Source organism: Turicibacter sp., from assembly GCF_017941855.1.
Lineage (GTDB): Bacteria > Bacillota_I > Bacilli_A > MOL361 > Turicibacteraceae > Turicibacter > Turicibacter sanguinis.
The window spans coordinates 1-20,410 of the sequence record NZ_JAGAVR010000099.1 but is presented as its reverse complement, the minus strand read 5'-3'; the positions used below and the strand labels follow the sequence as shown (position 1 = coordinate 20,410).

At 35.7% G+C, this 20,410-nt stretch carries 18 protein-coding genes; 14 read left to right on the top strand and 4 right to left on the bottom strand.

What is annotated here, in order from left to right:
- Nucleotides 1–152: 152 nt before the first annotated feature.
- The 5 genes from cls to J6D32_RS10335 all read left to right on the top strand — a co-directional run bounded on the left by cls (nt 153) and on the right by J6D32_RS10335 (nt 5,410).
- Nucleotides 153–1,673, top strand: coding sequence for a cardiolipin synthase (gene cls, locus J6D32_RS10355; protein ID WP_055163955.1), 1,521 nt, complete (start codon nt 153–155; stop codon nt 1,671–1,673).
- Nucleotides 1,674–1,738: 65 nt separating this feature from the next.
- Complete coding sequence (locus tag J6D32_RS10350; RefSeq protein WP_006783719.1) at nt 1,739–2,296, top strand: zinc dependent phospholipase C family protein; 558 nt, start codon at nt 1,739–1,741, stop codon at nt 2,294–2,296.
- 325 nt (nt 2,297–2,621) lie between these two features.
- Nucleotides 2,622–3,476, top strand: coding sequence for a 16S rRNA (cytidine(1402)-2'-O)-methyltransferase (gene rsmI, locus J6D32_RS10345; protein WP_202795338.1), 855 nt, complete (start codon nt 2,622–2,624; stop codon nt 3,474–3,476).
- 35 nt (nt 3,477–3,511) lie between these two features.
- Nucleotides 3,512–4,654, top strand: a complete 1,143-nt coding sequence (gene alr, locus J6D32_RS10340) for an alanine racemase (RefSeq protein WP_055163952.1) — start codon at nt 3,512–3,514, stop codon at nt 4,652–4,654.
- 312 nt (nt 4,655–4,966) lie between these two features.
- Nucleotides 4,967–5,410 (top strand): NUDIX hydrolase, encoded by a 444-nt coding sequence (locus J6D32_RS10335; RefSeq protein WP_006783727.1) that lies wholly within the window; start codon nt 4,967–4,969, stop codon nt 5,408–5,410.
- A gap of 34 nt (nt 5,411–5,444) precedes the next feature.
- Here J6D32_RS10335 and J6D32_RS10330 read toward each other — a convergent pair whose 3' ends face one another.
- Complete coding sequence (locus tag J6D32_RS10330; RefSeq protein WP_147633163.1) at nt 5,445–5,843, bottom strand: hypothetical protein; 399 nt, start codon at nt 5,841–5,843, stop codon at nt 5,445–5,447.
- 323 nt (nt 5,844–6,166) lie between these two features.
- Here J6D32_RS10330 and metG point away from each other — a divergent pair, with 323 nt between their 5' ends.
- The 8 genes from metG to J6D32_RS10290 all read left to right on the top strand — a co-directional run bounded on the left by metG (nt 6,167) and on the right by J6D32_RS10290 (nt 16,894).
- Entirely contained in the window at nt 6,167–8,134 is a 1,968-nt protein-coding gene (gene metG, locus J6D32_RS10325) for a methionine--tRNA ligase (protein WP_009607536.1), read from the top strand.
- Between the two features lie 672 nt (nt 8,135–8,806).
- Nucleotides 8,807–10,423 (top strand): peptide ABC transporter substrate-binding protein, encoded by a 1,617-nt coding sequence (locus tag J6D32_RS10320; RefSeq protein WP_009607657.1) that lies wholly within the window; start codon nt 8,807–8,809, stop codon nt 10,421–10,423.
- 158 nt (nt 10,424–10,581) lie between these two features.
- Nucleotides 10,582–11,532, top strand: a complete 951-nt coding sequence (locus J6D32_RS10315; protein WP_006785949.1) for an ABC transporter permease — start codon at nt 10,582–10,584, stop codon at nt 11,530–11,532.
- Complete coding sequence (gene opp3C, locus J6D32_RS10310) at nt 11,522–12,532, top strand: oligopeptide ABC transporter permease (RefSeq protein ID WP_006785951.1); 1,011 nt, start codon at nt 11,522–11,524, stop codon at nt 12,530–12,532. The genes J6D32_RS10315 and opp3C overlap by 11 nt, the downstream gene beginning before the upstream one ends.
- A gap of 12 nt (nt 12,533–12,544) precedes the next feature.
- Entirely contained in the window at nt 12,545–13,615 is a 1,071-nt protein-coding gene (locus J6D32_RS10305) for an ABC transporter ATP-binding protein (RefSeq protein ID WP_195984575.1), read from the top strand.
- Nucleotides 13,615–14,529 (top strand): ABC transporter ATP-binding protein, encoded by a 915-nt coding sequence (locus J6D32_RS10300; protein ID WP_006785954.1) that lies wholly within the window; start codon nt 13,615–13,617, stop codon nt 14,527–14,529. Before J6D32_RS10305 ends, J6D32_RS10300 begins: the two co-directional genes overlap by 1 nt.
- 428 nt (nt 14,530–14,957) lie before the next feature.
- The gene (locus J6D32_RS10295) at nt 14,958–15,725 is read left to right on the top strand and encodes a TatD family hydrolase (RefSeq protein ID WP_006785956.1); all 768 of its coding nucleotides are present in this window, start codon (nt 14,958–14,960) and stop codon (nt 15,723–15,725) included.
- 23 nt (nt 15,726–15,748) lie between these two features.
- Nucleotides 15,749–16,894, top strand: coding sequence for a S1C family serine protease (locus J6D32_RS10290; RefSeq protein WP_006785958.1), 1,146 nt, complete (start codon nt 15,749–15,751; stop codon nt 16,892–16,894).
- A 33-nt stretch (nt 16,895–16,927) separates the two neighbouring features.
- Here the strand turns inward: J6D32_RS10290 and J6D32_RS10285 are convergent, their stop codons facing one another.
- Nucleotides 16,928–17,152, bottom strand: a complete 225-nt coding sequence (locus J6D32_RS10285; RefSeq protein WP_009606894.1) for a hypothetical protein — start codon at nt 17,150–17,152, stop codon at nt 16,928–16,930.
- Between the two features lie 403 nt (nt 17,153–17,555).
- On the opposite strand from J6D32_RS10285, the gene J6D32_RS10280 reads away from it, so the two are divergent.
- On the top strand, nt 17,556–17,873 hold the full coding sequence (locus tag J6D32_RS10280) for a hypothetical protein (protein ID WP_006783512.1): 318 nt from the start codon (nt 17,556–17,558) through the stop codon (nt 17,871–17,873).
- 43 nt (nt 17,874–17,916) lie between these two features.
- On the opposite strand, the gene J6D32_RS10275 is transcribed toward J6D32_RS10280, so the two are convergent.
- Both J6D32_RS10275 and J6D32_RS10270 read right to left on the bottom strand, forming a co-directional pair.
- Entirely contained in the window at nt 17,917–19,908 is a 1,992-nt protein-coding gene (locus tag J6D32_RS10275; RefSeq protein WP_287467654.1) for a transglycosylase domain-containing protein, read from the bottom strand.
- Between the two features lie 356 nt (nt 19,909–20,264).
- Nucleotides 20,265–20,410 (bottom strand): IS3 family transposase (locus J6D32_RS10270; protein WP_287467656.1); only part of this gene is annotated, 146 nt, incomplete at its 5' end.

Here is a 20,410-nt window from a genome sequence, read left to right as displayed (position 1 = left end):
AGACGGCTTACTCTGTTGAGTAAGATCGTTGCTTTCCTTTGGTTGGAAATTCATTTTAAACCATTAAAAGCTATCCACAGGATAGCTTTTTTGTATTTTTACATAAAAAATGGATAAACTATGGTTATCATGGGTAATGTAGGTGATTGAAGTTGAAGAAGTCGCTTGTTATGATTGGATTAATTGTCTTAACAATGATTGTTTATTTGGCTGGATTTTATTATTCGATACAGTTTGATAGTGTAGTAGCAGCAACTTGGGGACTAGTTTATATGATTCTATCGGTGGCTTCAGTCTTAACGTGGCTCGTTATTTTTATTTATTCGGATTCTAAAAATAAGTTGCCATGGTTATTTATTATCGCCTTGTTTCCGGTTATCGGGATTATTTTGTATTTAATGCTTGGACATAATTTTCGTGAGACATTTCGGTATCGTCGTAGATTGAAGGAATTAGGCCCAGACTATGTTGTCCCATCGAGTGATTATGAGACGTCGGATATTAAGACGGAAATGAGTAAATTGTCACAGATGCTCGTTCGTTTAAATACAATGACATGTCGAAGTGATGTTTCATTTAGAACGAAGACGCGAATTTTAACAAATGGAGATCAAAAATTCCCTGTTTTAATTGATGCAATTAAAAATGCGCAGGAATTTATTTTTATTGAGTATTACATTTTTAATAGTGATGATATTGGGATGGAAGTTATTAATGCGTTAAAAGAACGAGCACAGGCAGGGGTTGACGTTAAATTATTATTTGATCCTCTTGGAACCTCTCGAAAGATGAAGCGCTCTGTTTTAAGGGAGATGAGAGAAGCGGGAATTGTTGTGGCTGAATTTGACCCAGTTTTAGTTCCATTTTTAACGAATAAGGTTAACCATAGAAATCATCGAAAAATTGTTGTAGTGGATGGTCGACTTGCGATTACAGGTGGAATTAATGTTGGAGATGAGTATATTCATCGTTCTAAGAAATTTGGATTTTGGCGGGATACATCTATTTTGGTAGAGGGAGAGGCGGTTCGTGATTTTGCTGTTTTATTTTCGGGTGATTGGTTTTTTGCAACGGGTGAACGTCTAACGAATGATCTTTATTATAAAAAGGTGACAGAGGTTGAAGATGGAGGAGTTCAAGTTATTGACTCAGGACCTCAGTCAACACTTGCTGCGATTAAACAAGCTTTTTTTAGGATGATTATGGGAGCTGAAAAAAGTGTTTATATTATTACCCCGTATTTGATTCCTGATTTTGATGTCATAACGGCACTAAAAAATGCAGCTTTGGCAGGAATTGATGTTCGCATTATTGTCCCAGGTCGTGCAGATCGAAAGTTTGTATACTATGCGACGCAATCGTATTTTGAACCATTGCTTGAAGTTGGAGTTCGAATTTTTACTTATGATGGTGTTTTTTGTCATTCTAAGGTCATTGTAGTAGATGAGGAAGTAGCCTCTGTTGGAACAACGAATATGGATATCAGAAGTTTTTATTTGAATTTTGAAGTAAACGTAATGCTTTATCATACGGAATCGATTCAGAGTATACTGAATGATTTTAATATTGATTTGTCTAGAAGCACAGAGGTTATTTATTCACAGTGGATAAAACGATCTGCTTTTAAGCGCGCTCTGGAATCATTAGCTCAATTATTTTCGTCTATTATGTAGCAAAATTCGACATAACTCTTTATAATTAAGAGAATAATATTAGTAAAAAGAGTGGAGATGGTCGTATGATTGCGAATACTCATCGACTAGTTGGAGAATTTTTATATCAGGAACTTCCAAAAGAGTTACAAAAATGTGTATGTCGACGAAAATTTGTATTTGGTAATGTTAAACCTGATTTAAAGAAAAAGTATCGTCAGTTTAGTCATTATTATCGGGATAATGTGACGGTTATTTTTAAGTGGCTTGATATTATGATTGAAAAAGATTATGAGATAGAAGAGTTTTCAGAAAAGTTAGGTATTTTAATTCACTTTTTCTGTGACTATACGTGTATTTATCATGCGAATGATTATTTGCACGCATCACATTCAATTAGACAGCATATTCAATATGAAGGAAAGTTACATTTGTATGCATCACGCCAGTTAAAAGATTTCAGTAAAATGGCCATTATTCCATTTCAAAATCAGCAGGAGATTTATGATTATGTAGCGAATCTGACATTTGAGTTAAATCAAGAGCCTGCGGTGATTAGTGTAGAAAAAGATTTTGAGAATATGATGACGTTATCGATGTCGGTGTTGTTATATATTTTAAATCATAAATATCGAGGTAATTAGTGTTAAACGCGTTAATATCTAAGGGAAAAATCTGCTATAATAGATAAGTCTCTAAGTGTTTAGTGAGATGAATTTTTTATAGAGATAATCTAATTAATGTGTTTAGCACTTTTTCCTTAGATAATTAAAAAGAGATATTGGTTATAGAGAGATATCAATGAATTGAAAGAATTTTTTTACGGGATGATAGGAGCTTCTATCCCCAATAGTTCAGGAGCCTATTCTTAAAAATAATAACTGAATTAAAAAAGCAAAAAATTCTCTATTTCCACATAGAATAAATTTAGTAGAGCACATGGCGTGTGATATAGATGGAGTGAAGATTATGCAGATTCAAAAAAGTTTTAAACAAGACCTTGCTTCTTTATATTTGGTGGCAACACCAATCGGTAATTTAGGGGATATGACGCCTCGTGGAATTGAGGTTTTGAAATCAGTGGATATGATTGCAGCTGAGGATACGCGTCATACAAAGAAATTGTGCCATGTTTATGAGATTGAGACACCGTTAACGAGTTATCATGAACATAATAAGGGAACAAAAGGTGACTATATCATAGAGCTATTAAGTGAGGGTAAAAATGTTGCGCTTGTAAGTGATGCAGGATTACCTTGCATTTCAGATCCGGGTTATGAGATTGTGGCAGAGGCGATTAAAGCTGGGTTTGCGGTGATTCCAGTTCCAGGTGCAAATGCGGCGTTAAGTGCATTGATTGCATCAGGATTAGTTCCACAGCCATTTTTATTTTATGGATTTTTAAATCGTGTGAAGTCGAAGAAGAAAAAAGAGTTAGAAGAGTTAAAGTATCAACCCTTTACAACGATTTATTATGAGTCACCTCATCGTATTAAGGAGACGTTACAAGCGATGCAAGAGGTTTTAGGAAATCGTCGTATTGTGATTGCACGTGAGTTAACAAAGCAGTATGAAGAGTTTGTTCGCGGAACGGTTGAAGAATGTTTGAATATTGTCGATGATTTACGCGGTGAGATGGTTGTGATTGTTGAAGGATCAACTGAAACGAAGGAAGAAACGTTATGGTGGCAGGAACTTGAAGTTGTTGATCATGTTGAACATTATGTTTCTGAAGGGTTCAGTACAAATGAGAGTATTAAGCGTGTAGCGAAGGAACGTGGTTTGGCGAAAAACGAAGTTTATCGTGCGTATCATGTTAATTAATGAGTAGGTTGAAAACAAGCTAAGAGGTGAGATGTATGTCATTTTATCGTGACACATGGGCAGAGGTTGATTTAGATGCAATTGTTTATAACGTACAACAAATTAAAAAGTTGCATCCAAATAAAAAGATTTTTGCGGTTGTTAAAGCAAATGGCTATGGTCATGGCGATGTTGAGGTTTCTAGGGTTGCACTTTTAGCGGGGGTTACGAATTTAGCGGTTAGTGGACTTGATGAAGCATTAGGTCTTCGAAAAGCTGGGATTGAAGCGCCTATTTTAGTTTTAGGAATGACTCGCTTAAAAGATGTTAGTATTGCAGCGCAGTATAATATTGCCCTAACAGCTCACGATGAGTGTTGGATTTCAAAGTTAGTTGAGTTACCATTAGAAACGCCTGTAAAAGTCCATTTGAAAATCGATAGTGGAATGCATCGATTAGGATTAACAACAAAAGAAAAAGTAAAAGAAACATTTGAATTATTAAAAGCAGCACCAAATGTTGAGATTGAGGGAGTCTTTACTCATATGGCGACAGCGGATTGTGATGCGGATTATTTAGAATATCAGATTAAAACCTTTGAATCTTTAATCGAAGATTTAGATTTAAGTTCTATTAAATATGTTCATATTGAAAATACAGCGACGTTATTACAACGAGAATTTGAATTTGATCACGCCATTCGTTTAGGACTTGGTCTTTATGGTATTAATCCAGATGCGACGTTTATTCCACTTGAATTTGATTTAAAACCAGCCCTAAGGCTATATTCTAAAATTACTCAGGTTAAACGTATCAACAAGGGAGACAAAGTTGGATATGGGGCAACTTATACAGCGGAGAATGACGAGTGGATTGGAGTTGTTCCAATCGGCTATGCCGATGGCTGGATTCGTGCTCATCAAGGCCGAAATGTTATTGTTGAAGGGAAGGAATGTGAAATCATCGGACGTGTTTGCATGGATCAGCTCATGATTCGCCTTCCACACGAAGTTGAGATGGGAACAATGGTAACCTTAATCGGAGATGGAATGCCAGTTGAACGTGTAGCAGATGAAATTGGAACCATTAGTTATGAAATTTTATGTATGTTAAGCGACCGAGTGCCACGTGTTTACAAACAAAACGGAAAAATTACAACCATCCGAAAAATGAGATTTGATCATGGGGACCCATCCTAAAAAGCGTAATCGGAGATTAGCTTTTTAGGTTTCCTCCACTAATGGGGTAATACGAGGTTTCAGTCTGATGTAGGGATAACATATGCAGAAAGTCATGAACTCTTGTAGTGTTTTTAGAAATAAGTAGTGATTTATATGTAGTGGGACAAAACCATTTTGCCAGCATCGGCAAAATGGTTTTAATTTAGATAATAGCAAATGCATACTGAGGTATGCTTTTTTTATTTTTTTCACTATATTTAGGTCACTTTTTATTTTGGCGAAATATAATGATGTAAGGGCTATTTTTTTGTATGAGGGGGCGGTTTTTTGGTGGTAAATTGTTCTGTTCGTGCTGTGATAGTGAAGGAAGGAAAGTTGCTTTGTTTAAAGGTTTTGGATGAGCAAGTTTGTTATTATATGTTACCGGGTGGAAAGATAGGTCATGTGGAAGACATGTTTGATTCTATAAAAAGGCATTGTTTTGAAAAGGTGAATGCTAATGTTAAGGTTCATGATTTGTTGTTTGTACGCGACTATTTATCTAATTATGAGGCATGCGAACATACGATTGAACATATTTTTGTTTGCTATCCAGAGGATGAGACTGAAATTCAAAATGGAAGTTACCCAGATTGTAACCAGGTTGATGTAGAATGGATTCCGATTCGAAAGTTTGATCAGTATCAGTTTTGTCCAAGACGTTTACAGGAAGTGATTATTGCTTTTTGTAAAGGTGAGGATGTGGATATTTATTTAGATGAAGTTGGATATTAAAAATCCCTCACAGATTTTATTGTGAGGGATTGTTTTATGCTATTAGGGATAGCCGTTTATAAACTTGTTCAATGTTTTGAATGGTGCTATTAACTTTGTAAGATAGTTCATCTTTGTGGATAATAGCAGTCAGTGTACGTCCATCAAAGTCATACTCTGAGATATCGTATTCATTTTGACGAAGGTCGTAAAGTAATTTGGTGAAAGGTAGATGCCTGATATCTCGTTTATCAAGGTAATAAATATAAGGTTGATTGACTACAATCCGTTCGGTTCGTTTTAGTTGTCTTAATTGATGAATCGTATTAAGACGTCGTTGTGCGATATAGCGGTTCGGATAAAAAAGGATGGCCGCCATATCGCTTGTGATTGGCAGGTGTTTTCTGCAGTGTTCGATTAAAGTAATATCCCGTTTTGTTAGCTGTCCTTTCATAAGATCCCCCCTTGGTAAAATGATGATATCATATGACGATGTCGAAGGATGGGTGAATGTACAGTTCGTGTGTATAGTTTAATGTATATTTGAATTTAGACTTAAAAATGTGGATAAATTCCAAGTAAGTCGTGGGTTTTCGAGCTTAATTGTTATAGTTTGTAAAACGGTGGATTTTTTGAATACCTAATTTTTTAGAATTTTCACGTGTATTTTTGAGGATTCTTTTTTTAGTGTCTAAATTTGACTTAGTTATGCTATAATAAAAACATTGAAATTACATAAATGAGTGTAGTTAAATTTGATAAAGAGGTGGATTTTGAGTGTCTAAACCAACATTTTATATTACGACTCCAATTTATTATCCAAGTGGAAAGTTCCACATCGGAACAGCTTATACAACGGTAGCATCTGATGCAATGGCTCGTTATAAACGTAGCCGTGGATTTGATGTTCGTTTCTTAACGGGTATGGATGAGCATGGACAAAAAATTCAAGAAAAAGCTCAAGAAGCTGGAAAAGAGCCACAGGCTTATGTAGATGAAATTGCTGATGCAGCCAAAAAGTTATGGGAAATGATGGACATCACAAATGATGATTTCATTCGTACGACTGAAAAACGTCATGAAGAGATGGTTGAGAAAATTTTCGCTAAATTCATGGAAAATGGTGATATTTACAAAGGTCACTATGAAGGTTTATATTGTACACCTTGTGAGTCTTATTATACTGAGACTCAATTAGTGGATGGAAAATGTCCAGACTGTGGTCGTGACGTGAAAGTCGTGAAAGAAGAATCTTATTTCTTCAACATGAAAAAATATGCGGATCGTTTAATGGAATATTACAATGCTAATCCTGAATTCATTTTACCTGAATCTCGTAAAAATGAGATGGTTAATAACTTTATTAAACCAGGTTTAGAGGACTTATCAGTTTCTCGTACGACGTTTGATTGGGGAGTTAAAGTTCCTGGAGATATTAAGCACGTTATTTATGTATGGGTAGATGCTTTATCTAACTACATCACGGCATTAGGTTACGGATCAGATAATGAAGAATTATTCAATAAATACTGGCCAGCAGATGTACATGTTGTTGGGAAAGATATCGTTCGTTTCCACACGATTTATTGGCCAATCTTCTTAATGGCTTTAGATTTACCATTGCCTAAAAAAATCTTTGCTCATGGATTTATCATGATGAAAGACGGGAAAATGTCTAAATCTAAAGGAAACGTGGTATATCCTGAAATGTTAATTGAACGTTATGGACTTGACGCTGTGCGTTACTTCTTATTACGTGAATTACCATTCGGACAAGATGGAGTATTCTCACCAGAATCATTCGTTGAGCGCGTAAACTTTGATTTAGCAAATGATTTAGGAAACTTATTAAACCGTACGGTTTCTATGATTAATAAATACTTCGATGGAGTTATTCCAGCATATGCAGGTCAAGTAACTGAATTTGATCAAACATTAGAAGACTTCATCAAAACAACAGTTGAAAAAGTTGAGAAAAACTTTGAAGATATGCAATTTAGTATCGTTTTATCTGATATCTGGGCGTTAGTTGCTCGTACGAATAAATACATCGACGAAACAGCTCCTTGGGTATTAGCAAAAGATGAAGCAAATAAAGCTGCATTAGAATCGGTAATGTGTCACTTAGCAGAAAGCTTACGTCAGATTGCTATCATGATTGAACCATTTATGCCACGCACAACGCCACAAATTTTCGCTCAATTAGGAATTGAAGGGGCAGCGTCTAAAGAATGGAGCAGTTTAAATAATTACAATACATTAGCAGAAGGAACTAAGGTTGTTTCTAAAGGAACACCAATCTTCCCACGCTTGGAGGTTGAAGTAGAAGTGGAATACATCAAAGAACAAATGAAAGGTTCAGTTAAACCAGCTGAAGAACCTAAAAAAGTTGAAGAAAAAGCAGTAGAAGTAGAAGAAATTCCTCAAATCGGAATTGACGACTTCATGAAAGTAGAAATCAAAGTCGGAGAAATCAAAGAGTGTAAACAACACCCTAAAGCAGACCGCTTATTAGTATCTCAAATCGACTTAGGATCAGAAGTACGCCAAATCGTATCAGGAATCGCTGAACACTACCAACCAGAACAACTAGTAGGTAAAAAAGTATTAGTTGTTACAAACTTAAAACCAGTTAAATTACGTGGTGAATTATCACAAGGTATGGTATTAGCAGCATCTAACGATGGAAAATTAACATTACCAACAATCATTGACGAATTACCAAATGGAAGTAAAGTAAAATAAAAAAGTTGCCTTTCGGCAACTTTTTTATTTTACTTTACAAAGTGGGGCCCCCGGCAGTGAACGAAGTGAACAATCCTCAACTGCTGGGGTGATTTGTGGTTGTAGGCTGAAGAGATATTAAATAAAGTATGGTTAGCGAACTATTTTTTAATAGCAATTAATGGGCAATAAAAAGTTATAGAATGAATTTAGATTAAATAAAGGCAAATTGAGATCGTGGCTATCCTCAACTGCTGGGGAGGGTCCCCAGACTAAGTAGAGAGTCCAAAGGACGAACTCTTAGTTATCCTCAACTGCTGGGGTGATAAGAGGTAATGGACTGAATATTTATTATGTAAAGTTGCCGAAAGGCAACCTTTTTAGTTTAATGTCTAAGCTATGGCTTCTCTATAGATGATTAATAGGGGAATAACACATTGTGGATGGAGGAAAATCTTAAATAAATATTAAACAGTCATAAGATTTATTCTTACGGTTTTATGTAGGAAAAGAAAAATTAATAGCGTTTTCTAGGAATGATGTGTAAATCTTGTGAATATAGTGAATTATACTTCGATTAGCGAAGGGGAAAATGTTATAATTCCTTGAATTTTGTATTTTTATGGGCTAATGAAGGGGAGTGAGGCTACATTTGTAGCCGTTATTACACTAGTATGAAAGGGGAGGAAACTTATGAAAAAGTTGCGAGTCTTAACTTTTATATTTTGTTGTGCAGTAACACTTGTTGCTTGTTCAGGGGGAGAAGAATCAAGTAGCAATGTGTTACGTGTTGCAAAAGATGTTGAGTTAGCATCAATGGATCAACATATTGCAACCGATGGGTTATCATTTGAGGTGATTGCCGCAACCATCGAAGGGTTATACACATTAGATGCAGCGGGAAGTGCCGTCCCAGCGATTGCGACAGGTTATGATCTGTCAGAAGACGGTTTAACTTATACGTTCCATCTACGTGAAGATGCTGCGTGGGATAATGGAACACCTGTTACAGCGAATGACTTTGTTTATGCTTGGCGCCGACTTGTTGATCCTGCCACAGCTTCTGAATATGCGTTCATCATGGATGTGGCAGCAGTTAAAAATGCGGCAGCGATTAATGCAGGTGAAAAACCATTAGAAGATCTTGGGGTTAAAGCGGTAGATGATTATACATTAGAAGTATCGCTTGAATTACCTGTACCATTTTTCTTACAGCTTATGGCGTTTCCATCATTCTTCCCATTAAATGAGGCGTTCGTCACTGAGCAAGGAAGTAATTATGCGCAAAGTCCAGAAAGTTTACTTGCAAACGGACCATTTAAAATGACAGAGTGGATTCAAGGTAATAGTTTTAAAGTTGAGAAAAATGATTCTTACTATGCAAAAGATGACGTTCAACTAGATGGCATTGAGTATAAAATCATGAAAGATGCTCAAACTGCAGCGCTTGAATTTGAATCTGGAAACTTAGATATTGTTCGTTTAACAGGTGAAATTGTGGATCTTTATAAAGATAATGAAGCGTTCAATTTAATTCATGAAGGTTACTTATGGTATATGTCTCCAAACCATGAAGTGACTGAATTACAAAATGTGAATTTACGTCGTGCGTTAGCATTAGCAGTAAATAAAGAGCAATTAACCGATACAGTGTTAAATGATGGTTCGACTATTGCAGATTTTATTGTGCCAGTTAGCTTAGCGACTGGACCAGATGCTAAAGATTTCCGTGAGACTTCTGATACTTATTTAGCTTATGATGCGGCTAAAGCAGGGGAATATTGGGAAGTGGCAAAGGCTGAGCTTGGAATCGATAGCCTAACACTTGAATTATTATTTGAAGATACTGATTCAAGTAAAAAATGTGCAGAGTTCATTCAATCAGAGTTACAAACAAATTTACCTGGATTAACGATTGAGTTAAAATCTCAACCGAAAAAACAACGTCTTGAGTTAATGCGTACAGGAGATTATGAACTTGGATTAACTCGATGGGGACCAGATTATGCAGACCCAACGACTTATTTAGATTTATTTATTACAGGGGTAACGAATAATTATCCGAATTATTCAAGTGAAGCGTACGATACGTTAATGGAACGCATTGATAAAGGGGATTTAGTTTACGATGTGGAAGCACGTTGGGAAGCGATGAAGGAAGCTGAAGCAATATTACTTGGTGAAGATGCAGCTTTAGCACCACTTTATCAACAAGGTAATACCTATTTAATTAATCCAAAATTAAAAGGTGTTGAAACTCACTCAGTAGGGGTTCCATTTATTTATCGAAATGCAAGTATAGAAGATTAAGCAAAAAATATTACAGGGAGATAACTCTCTGTAATATTTTTTACCATTTTGAAGGGGGTCTTAGTACGGAAGTTTTTATGATTAAGAGCGGTTATAGTCTAATTAAAGTTTTTACAGTGTAAAACTTATCTAGACCTATCTATACGGGGGTGATGGGGATGTGGAAATATGTGTTGAAGCGGTTAGCGATTTCGGTGGTCACCATTTTTTTGATTTTGCTATTTTTATTTTTAATGCTTGAATTGATGCCGGGCTCACCTTTTAATGATGAGAAGCTAACAGAGAGCCAACTGGCTTTGCTAAATGCAAAATATGGGCTCGATCAGCCGATTTTTACGCGATTTTTTAATTATTTGAAATTAGTCATTTTAGATGGAGACTTTGGGGTTTCTTATGCAATCCAAAAAGATGTCCCAGTGAGTACGTTAATTAGTGGGCGTGTGATGATTACGATTCGAATTGGACTTCAAGCGATTGTGCTTGGAACTATTATTGGGTTATGTCTTGGATTAGTGGCGGCACTTAAACGAAATACGTGGATAGATTCAACGGCAACCGTTATTTCAGTTATTGGGGTAAGTGTACCGTCTTATGTGTTTGCACTTGGACTTTGCTTTTATCTAGGATATAAATTAAAAATGTTTCCAATCACTTACAACATGAGTAAACCGATGATTTCAAGTATTTTACCGACCATTGCCTTATCGATGTTTGTTATTGCGAACGTGGCGAGGTTTTTACGTTCTGAAATGGTCGATGTCTTGAAATCTGATTATATGTTATTGGTTGAAGCTAAAGGCGTTAAGAAGATGCATCTTGTGTTTAAACATGGGCTTCGAAATGCTTTGATTCCAGTTATTACAGTCGTGGCACCTTTAATGGTGAGTTTAATGACGGGTAGTCTCGTGGTTGAGAAGATTTTTGCGATTCCAGGAATGGGAAGTCTTTTAGTGACTGCGATTCAGGTGAATGATTACAATGTCGTCATTGCACTTTCCTTCATTTACAGTATTTTATTTATTGGTGTGATGCTAGTTGTGGATATTTTATATGGAGTAATTGATCCAAGAATCCGTTTATCGAAAGAAGGTGGTAGTCATGAATCATAATCAAGATTTTTTACAAAATGATTTTGAACTAGTATTCCAAGATGAGGCGATGAAGACTGACATTGTTTACGAAGGACAGTCGTTTTGGAGAGATGTACTGCATCGATTTAGAAAGAATAAGGGGGCTGTAGTGGGAGCCTGCTTCATTTTATTTTTACTTATTATGGCTATTTTTGCGCCTATGCTTTCATCTCATGCATATGATTCGGTTATGATGGATCATGTGAACTTGCCACCACGTATTCCATTCCTCGAAAAATTAGGAATTTTTGATGGAACACATAATGGTGTGAATGTATATGAACAACGTGGACTTGAAAATGTCTATTATTTTTTCGGAACAGATACGCTTGGACGTGACATCTGGACACGTGTTTGGATTGGAACGCGAGTTTCTTTGTATATTGCAGCGCTTGCTGTTTTGATTGATATGGTGTTTGGGATGACTTATGGAATGATTTCTGGATATGTTGGGGGACGAACTGATATTTATATGCAACGTTTTATTGAAATTTTAAGTGGGATTCCTAACTTAGTTATCGTTACTTTACTAGTTATTATCATGAAACCAGGGATTATGTCGATTACGATTGCTTTGTTGATTACAGGATGGATTGGCATGAGCCGTGTCGTGAGATCTCAAGTTTTAAGGCTTAAGGAACTCGACTACATTCTTGCCTCTCGAACACTAGGGGTAAAAACGTTTGGAATTATTCGTCAGGATATTTTACCTAATATTTTTGGACAGGTCATCATCATGTCGATGTTCTCGATTCCGAATGCTATTTTTTATGAGTCTTTTTTAGCATTTATCGGTCTTGGGTTACAACCACCAATGGCTTCACTTGGAGTTTTAATTAGTGATGGATTTAAGTCATTACTTGCTTATCCACATATGTTGATGTTTCCTGTCGTAGTCTTAGCTATTTTAATGTTAAGTTTTAATATGTTAGCAGATGGACTTCGAGATGCCTTTGATCCAAAAATGAAAGATATGTAAGGGGGGGTGGATATGAGTGAAAGACGACGAGTGTTATCGATTCGTGATTTAGAGATTTCGTTTGGAACGACAGCTGGTAAGGTAAGTGCTATACGTGGGGTTCGCCTTGATTTATATCAGGGGGAGACGTTAGCGATTGTAGGAGAAAGTGGAAGTGGGAAATCAGTTACGACGAAAGCTATTTTAGGAATTTTGAGTGAGAACGGTCAGGTTGAGAAGGGAAGCATTCTTTTTTCGTACGACCGAGATGGTGAAGTGGTGACGCGTGATTTGACACAACTTACGAGTAAACAGATGCAAAAGCATATTAGAGGAAAGCGAATTGCGATGGTATTTCAAGATCCAATGACTTCTTTAGATCCAACTATGACGATTGGGCATCAGATTATTGAAGGAATGCGAGAACATTATAAGATTTCAAAGGATGAAGCTCGTAAGAAAGCCATTGAATTGTTAGAAATAGTGGGTATTACGGATCCTGAAAAACGTTATAAACAGTATCCACATCAGTTATCTGGTGGAATGCGTCAACGGGTCGTGATTGCAATTGCATTAGCTTGTGAACCGGAGTTATTAATTTGTGATGAACCGACAACGGCGCTTGATGTTACGATTCAGGCCAAGATTTTGAAGTTATTAAAAGAGATTCAGGAAAAAACGAATGTTGCGATTATTTTTATTACCCATGATTTAGGGGTGGTGGCTAATATCGCTGATTATGTTGCGGTGATGTATGCCGGTAAGATTATTGAAAAGGGATCAGTTGAAGAGATTTTTTATGATCCAAGACATCCTTATACCTGGGGATTGTTGTCATCGATTCCAGATTTAGAATCGGATGATGAGTACTTATACACAATTCCAGGTTCTCCACCAAATTTATTGAATCAAGTTGAGGGTGATGCGTTTGCGCCAAGAAACGCGGTAGCTTTAAATATCGACTATCGATTAGAGCCGCCTATGTATAATGTAGGAGGAAAGCATCGTGTAGCTTCTTGGTTAATGGATGAGCGAGCACCGCACGTTGAGATGCCCGAAGCGTTAAAACGTCGGATTGAGAAGATGAAGCGAGGTGGTCAGTAATGGAACCTTTATTAAAAGTAGAGAATTTATCGCAACATTTTAAAATTAATAAGCATTATACAGTAAAGGCTGTGAATGGGCTTAACTTTGAGATTTATCCTGGGGAAACGTTTGGTTTGGTTGGCGAAAGTGGAAGCGGGAAATCAACGACGGGACGCTCGATTATTCGTTTATATGAACCAACTTCAGGAAAAATTGTTTTTGATGGTGTGGATATCTCAGGAAAGTTAAGCAAAGCGGATGAGAAGCATTTAAGAACGAATATGCAAATGATTTTTCAAGATCCGATGGCGTCTCTTAATCCACGTAAAAAGGTACTTGATTTGATTGCTCAAGGAATTGATGTGCATCATTTATATCAGTCAAAAGAAGAGCGCAATGAACTGGTATTTAAGATGCTTGATAAGGTTGGACTCAGCCGTGATCATGCCTATCGTTATCCCCATCAATTTTCTGGTGGTCAACGTCAGCGTATTGGAATTGCAAGGGCCTTAATTATGGAGCCAAAGCTGATTATTGCAGATGAAGCAATTAGTGCTCTTGATGTTTCAATTCAGGCACAAGTGGTTAATTTGATGAAAAAGATTCAGAAGGAGACTGGGATTGCTTATTTGTTTATTGCGCATGATTTATCGATGGTCAAATATATTTCAAATCGAATAGGGGTTATGCATTTAGGTTATTTAGTTGAGGTTGGAACACGAGAAGATATTTTTAATAATCCAATTCATCCGTATACGAAATCATTATTATCAGCAATTCCAAATCCTGATCCGATTTATGAAAAGACACGAGAGATTTTGATATATGATTCAGATACTGTGGATTATTCAAAAGGGGTAAAACATCAAATTAGTGAAACGCATTCGGTGTTAGCAACGTCTGAAGAGTTAGCCCAATGGATTGAAGATTGACTATGATTCCAATCAGTTTATCTGATTGGAATTTTTTTATTGGAGTTTACAAACTTCGAGAAATTGATCCTATTTTAGGCTGATATTTGTCAGTTTTCAAGAAATACACGATGAAAACGGTCAGATTGTTATTTTATTTTTCATCATTTGAAAATTTATGACTTTATTTTTTCAAAATAAGATAGAGATTCAATATTATTTTAAGCAAGATTGTGTTTAATAGAGGTATAGCTCAAAGGAAAAACCTAATATTTTTATTGGAAATTTAACCTAAATTTAACCTGATTTTGATATAATGAAAACGACACTCTAAATTTTACATATTTTATAAATAAATATCATAAAATCCCCTGAAAATTCATGTATGATAAGGGTGTGTAATGAGGAAACTATGAAGAGTGATTTTGAGGTTAAAGATAGGTGATAATGTGCTTTTTGATACACATGTACATTTAAATGATAAGAAGTTTGAAGAAGATTTAATGGAAGTAATCGAACGTGCCAAAGACGAAGGTGTCTCAAAGATGTTAGTCGTGGGGTTTGATGCGAGAACGAACAAAAAAGCCATTGAGTTAGCCGAAGAATTCGATTTTATTTACGCAGCTGTTGGGTGGCATCCGGTTGATGCAATTTATTTAACGGATGAGTTATTTGAGGAGTTATCCAAACAGGCGATGCATCCTCGTGTGGTAGCGATTGGAGAATGTGGTCTTGATTATTATTGGGAGACGTCTCCGCATGATGTTCAAAAGGAAGTGTTAATTCGCCAAATTCATTTAGCACAGTCAGTGAATAAGCCACTTGTGATTCATACGCGAGAATCGATTGCAGATACGCTTGAGATTTTGAAGCAGTATGATGCTGCGTCAGTAGGTGGTGTGATGCATTGTTATAGTGGAAGTGTTGAAACAGCACGTGAGTTCATTAAGTTGAATTTTAAAATTTCATTAGCAGGACCTGTGACCTTTACAAATGGGAAAAAGCCACAGTCGGTTGCTCGTGAAATTCCACTTGAACATTTATTGATTGAAACGGATGCGCCTTATTTAACACCTCATCCACATCGTGGGAAGCGGAATGAACCTTTTTATGTTTCATTGGTGGCTAAAAAGATCGCTGAAGTTAAAGAAGTGCCTTATGAAGAAGTTTGTCAGCAGACGATGGCAAATGCCTGTGCTTTATTTAAAATCGGATAATTTATTGAAAGGTGGATGGTAGAATGAAAATGAATAAGGTTTTATACACATCTTTAGTTGTTTTAGTAACGGCGTGGAGTGTTTTCTTTATTGCGAACTTCTATTATGATAAAGCGAGCGTTGGGGGAAATACAGGAACGACTCAAACAACGGATAATAATAATCAAAATATTATTCAAGAAGTTGTAGAACGTGAAGTGGTAACTCAAGAATCTCAACGCATTGAAGCAATTCAAAAAGTATCGCCTGCTATTGTTGGTGTGGTTAATTTTGCAAATAACCGTACACAAGGTGAGGGATCAGGAATTATTTATAAAGCTGAAGGAGATACGGCTTATATTGTAACGAATCAACACGTTGTAGATAGCGGTGATTATTTTGAGGTTGTGTTCTCGAATGGTAATCGTTCTGAAGCCGAGTTATTAGGTAGCGATATTTATACAGATTTAGCAGTATTAAAAGTTTCTGATGTGACAGTTGATGCAGTAGCTGAGTTTGGTAGTACTGAAGATTTACAAGTAGGGCAAACGGTCATTGCAATTGGGAATCCTTTAGGATTAAACTTTGCAGGTTCTGCAACATCAGGAATTGTTTCTGGTAAGGATCGTACGGTTTCTGTTGATTTAAATAGCGACGGATATGATGATTGGGAAATGACTGTTTTACAAACAGATACGGCGATTAACCCTGGTAACAGTGGTGGAGCTTTAATCAATTTAGATGGTAAAATAGTTGGGATTAACTCAATGAAGATTGCAACAAGTTCGGTTGAGGGGATGTCTTTCTCGATTCCAACGTATGTTGCACTTCCAATTATTAATGATTTAGAAATTTACGGTGAAGTTCGCCGTCCACAACTTGGTGTTTATATTCAAGATATGAGTATGATTCCAGATCGTTTAAAAGAGATTTTAAATATTTCAACTGATCAAAAAACAGGTGTTTTCATTTATGAAGTATTTGATGGTGGTGTTGCTGAACAAATGGGAATTAAAGCTGGTGATGTGGTAACAGCGATTAATGGTGATTCAGTTGATGACGCAATGGCATTTAGAAAAAAATTATATGATTTCCGTGAAGGTGATGAAATCACATTAACGGTTGTTCGTGAACAACAAACATTAGATTTAAAAACAACGATTCAACCAGCTGATGTTGAAATTAGCTAATAAAAAAAGTCCAATCAATCGATTGGACTTTTTTTATTCTTTACTAGAGATACGATTTTTTTCTATTTTTTCTTCTAATTCATCGATATCATCGGCTAAATCTTCATTGTTTTCTTTGACAGTATCAAGAATATCTTCTGTTAGATCGACGGCAGCATCTTCGATAGCTGTGACAACTTTTCCTGTTCCTAAAATGATTCCTTCGGTTATTTGACCAGCTTCAAATTGTATTTTTTCTATTAAATTTTTGTCTTTCATGGGAATCCTCCTGACGTTAAATAAGTTGAATATAGAAGTCCAGATCAGTTTTTTATAGCTAAAGTTAGTATATGCTGAATTAGTTTAAAATATTTAGGCATTACTTGAGATGAACAGGTGAATAGATTATAAATTTTTTTGTTAGCTATTAATTGTGACTTGAAATAGATAAGAAATGTTTTTGTTTTGATATAGGTAATGAAGGCTTGATGGGGAGGAAGGATAAAGAAAGTTAATAAAAATTACTTAAAAAATGTCTAGATTTGCAACGTGTCGCATATGATTTAGTAAAGGTTAAATTATTCAAGTAACAATGGTATTAATCGAGTTTGTGAATGGACTATTTTTTATGTAAAAGTCGTTTTAAGTTAACCATTTAATTGATAAGAAGGGATCTGAGAGCATGCTTAAAACGTTTAATATTAACGAACATTACGAACCTACAGTTATTCCTTATCTACAGTCAAAGAAGAATCAATCTAATTATATTTGTAATTTAATTATTGCTGATATGGAACGTGAAGCGAAAAAGGTAGAGGAAGAGAATATTATTGATTTGATTAGGGCGGTTGTTAGAGAAGAGAATCAACGCTTAAAAGAGGAAATCAATAATATTTCAAAAGATGTGGATAATATTAAAGTGGATTTAAAGACAGAGTTTAAAGTACTTGAAGCAAAAATGCCTTATATTTTAAAAGAATATTTAGAAAACAAAAGATAAAAAGAAGATGTAAGAGTAGAAAGCTACTTTTACATCTTCTTTTTTAGTTTGCGTTATCCACAATAGTTGTTTCTTTTTCATGAGCTGAACATGTCGTTGTTGGGATATTTCCTTTTTCATAATAAAGCGTTACTTTTTTATCGCAGTCATCTGCTGCAAGGTACCCAGATACGGGGTCGATTGAAACTGGAACAACGTTTTTAGGTGTTTCAAACCAAGTCGATCCACTTTCTTTTAATGAGTTTTCCATGACAGATGCCCAAATATTTTTGGCATATCGATTGACTTCAACACCATCGAGTGTCTGACCTTCATCGTATCCAGTCCAAACGGTTGTCACAAGTTCAGGAGTATATCCAATCATCCAAGAATCGGTGTTTGTTGTTCCACTTTTACCAGCATATCGGTGGGTAAGTTCTGGGATAATAGATAGTCCTGTTACAGATAGATGATTGTTTTGATTAATATCAAACATTCCAGTCATCATTTCATTCATGATATACGTTTTGGTTTGATCTAAAACTTGTTCACCTTGAGAGGCTTGATCTTTATACACATAGAAGCCACGTCCATCTGTAATTTCAGTTACAAATTTTCGTTCAACACTTTGTCCGTTATTAGCAAAGATACTATAGGCCTCGGCCATTTCCATAATATTTATTGAACTAACTCCAAGAATAGCGGATGGAATCTGTGGAATTTCTTCTTCGATTCCAAAGCGTTTCACGGTTTCAGACAGGACATCCATTCCTAAAAACATGTGCGTTTTAACTGCAAAGATATTGTCAGATACAGCAATGGCATTAGCCATTGAAATTTCGTCGTAAGCATAGGCACCTGAGTAGTTTCCAGGTGTATAATTGTTTGCTCCATCATTATAAGTAAAAGATGTAGGTTCATTCATAAAGGTGGTTGAAGGGGTGAATCCGTACTCAAGGGCGGCGTAATAGAGAAATGGCTTCATCATAGAACCGATTTGACGTCGACTATATAACGCTCGATTAAATTGAGAGGTTTCGTAATTGGTTCCACCACTGAGAGCTTTCACATATCCAGTTTGAGGGTCCATAACGATGACGGCTGTTTGAACTCCCTCTTGTTTAATCGTGTCTTCAATAGCATCGTTGACATAAGTTTGAATCTCGCGATCAAGCGTCGTGCAAATATTTAAATGACGATAGGACATCATTTGTCCATCTAGCAGTTTATCCACTTCACTTAAAACAGCATCGACATAATATGGGGCATCATATTCAAGTGCTTCTGGATGTTCCCCAATAATGGTTGCCTCTGTGTTAAGCGCGAGATCGTATTCTTCTTGTGTAATATAGTCTTCAACGAGCATTGATTTTAGCACGATTTGTTTTCTTGACATGGCATTTTCGTAGTTGATGAGTGGAGAGTAGTAGCTAGGACCTTTTGGAATCCCAACTAAAACAGATGCTTCTTCGAGTGTGAGTTCACTCGCATGTTTGTCAAAGTAGAATAAGGCTGCATCTTCAATTCCATAGTTACCATGACCGAAGTTAATTGTATTTAAATAACCTTCTAAAATGGTCTCCTTATCATAGGCAATTTCAAGCTTCAATGCATAAAATGCCTCTTTAATTTTTCTTTCCCATGTTTTATCAAAGTCCGAGAATAAATTACGAGCATACTGTTGGGTAATCGTTGATGCACCTTGAGATTTGCTTCCAGTCGTTATGTTAACTAAAACGGCTTTTGCAATGCGAATTGGATCAAATCCCATATGATTATAAAAATTACGGTCTTCGGTCGCAATAAATCCATCAATCACGTAAGGAGAAATTTCATCGAGTGTAACCCAGTTTTGATTTTTAGGGTATGTTTTTTCTAAAAAGACTTCTCCATCTGAATCATAAAAAGTAATGGTGGTATTGACGTTAATGTCTGGGGCAGGGAGATATTTAAAATATTGATAAACGGTTAGTCCCAGGATTGCCACTAACTCAATTCCCATAATCATTGTTACAACTAAATATTTGGTCTTAAAAAATGTGGATAACTTTTTCACATAACTTCACCTCAGAAGTTAGTCTATCCAGATATTTCTAAAATATTTACAAATTAAGGGATAAAGTTATAAAAATGTTATTTAATTGAAATTCAGGAATCGAGGGTTAATTAAATAATATTAGAATGCTGAGAATTAATGGATTATTTTTTTGATGCAATCGTTTTAGTTATTAATTAAAAATTTGTAAAAGAATAAAAATTGTTGTGATAGAAATACTCTAAAAAAATTGATGTTTTTTTGAAAAGATGATATTATTTTAGTTGGAAATGTTGAAATATGTCCTGTATTTGGGTACCTGGGACATATGGAGTTATTGGTACAACTGTAGTGACCCCAAAAAGTTGAACTAAATATTAAGCAGCCAATTTTCTTTTGATTCGTTTATGATTATAGTAGTCAATATATTCTTCAATTGCTTCTTTTAGCTCCTCATATGTTTTGAATGTTTTACCATAATATTTTTCTTGTTTAAGAATCCCGAAGAAATTTTCCATAGGAG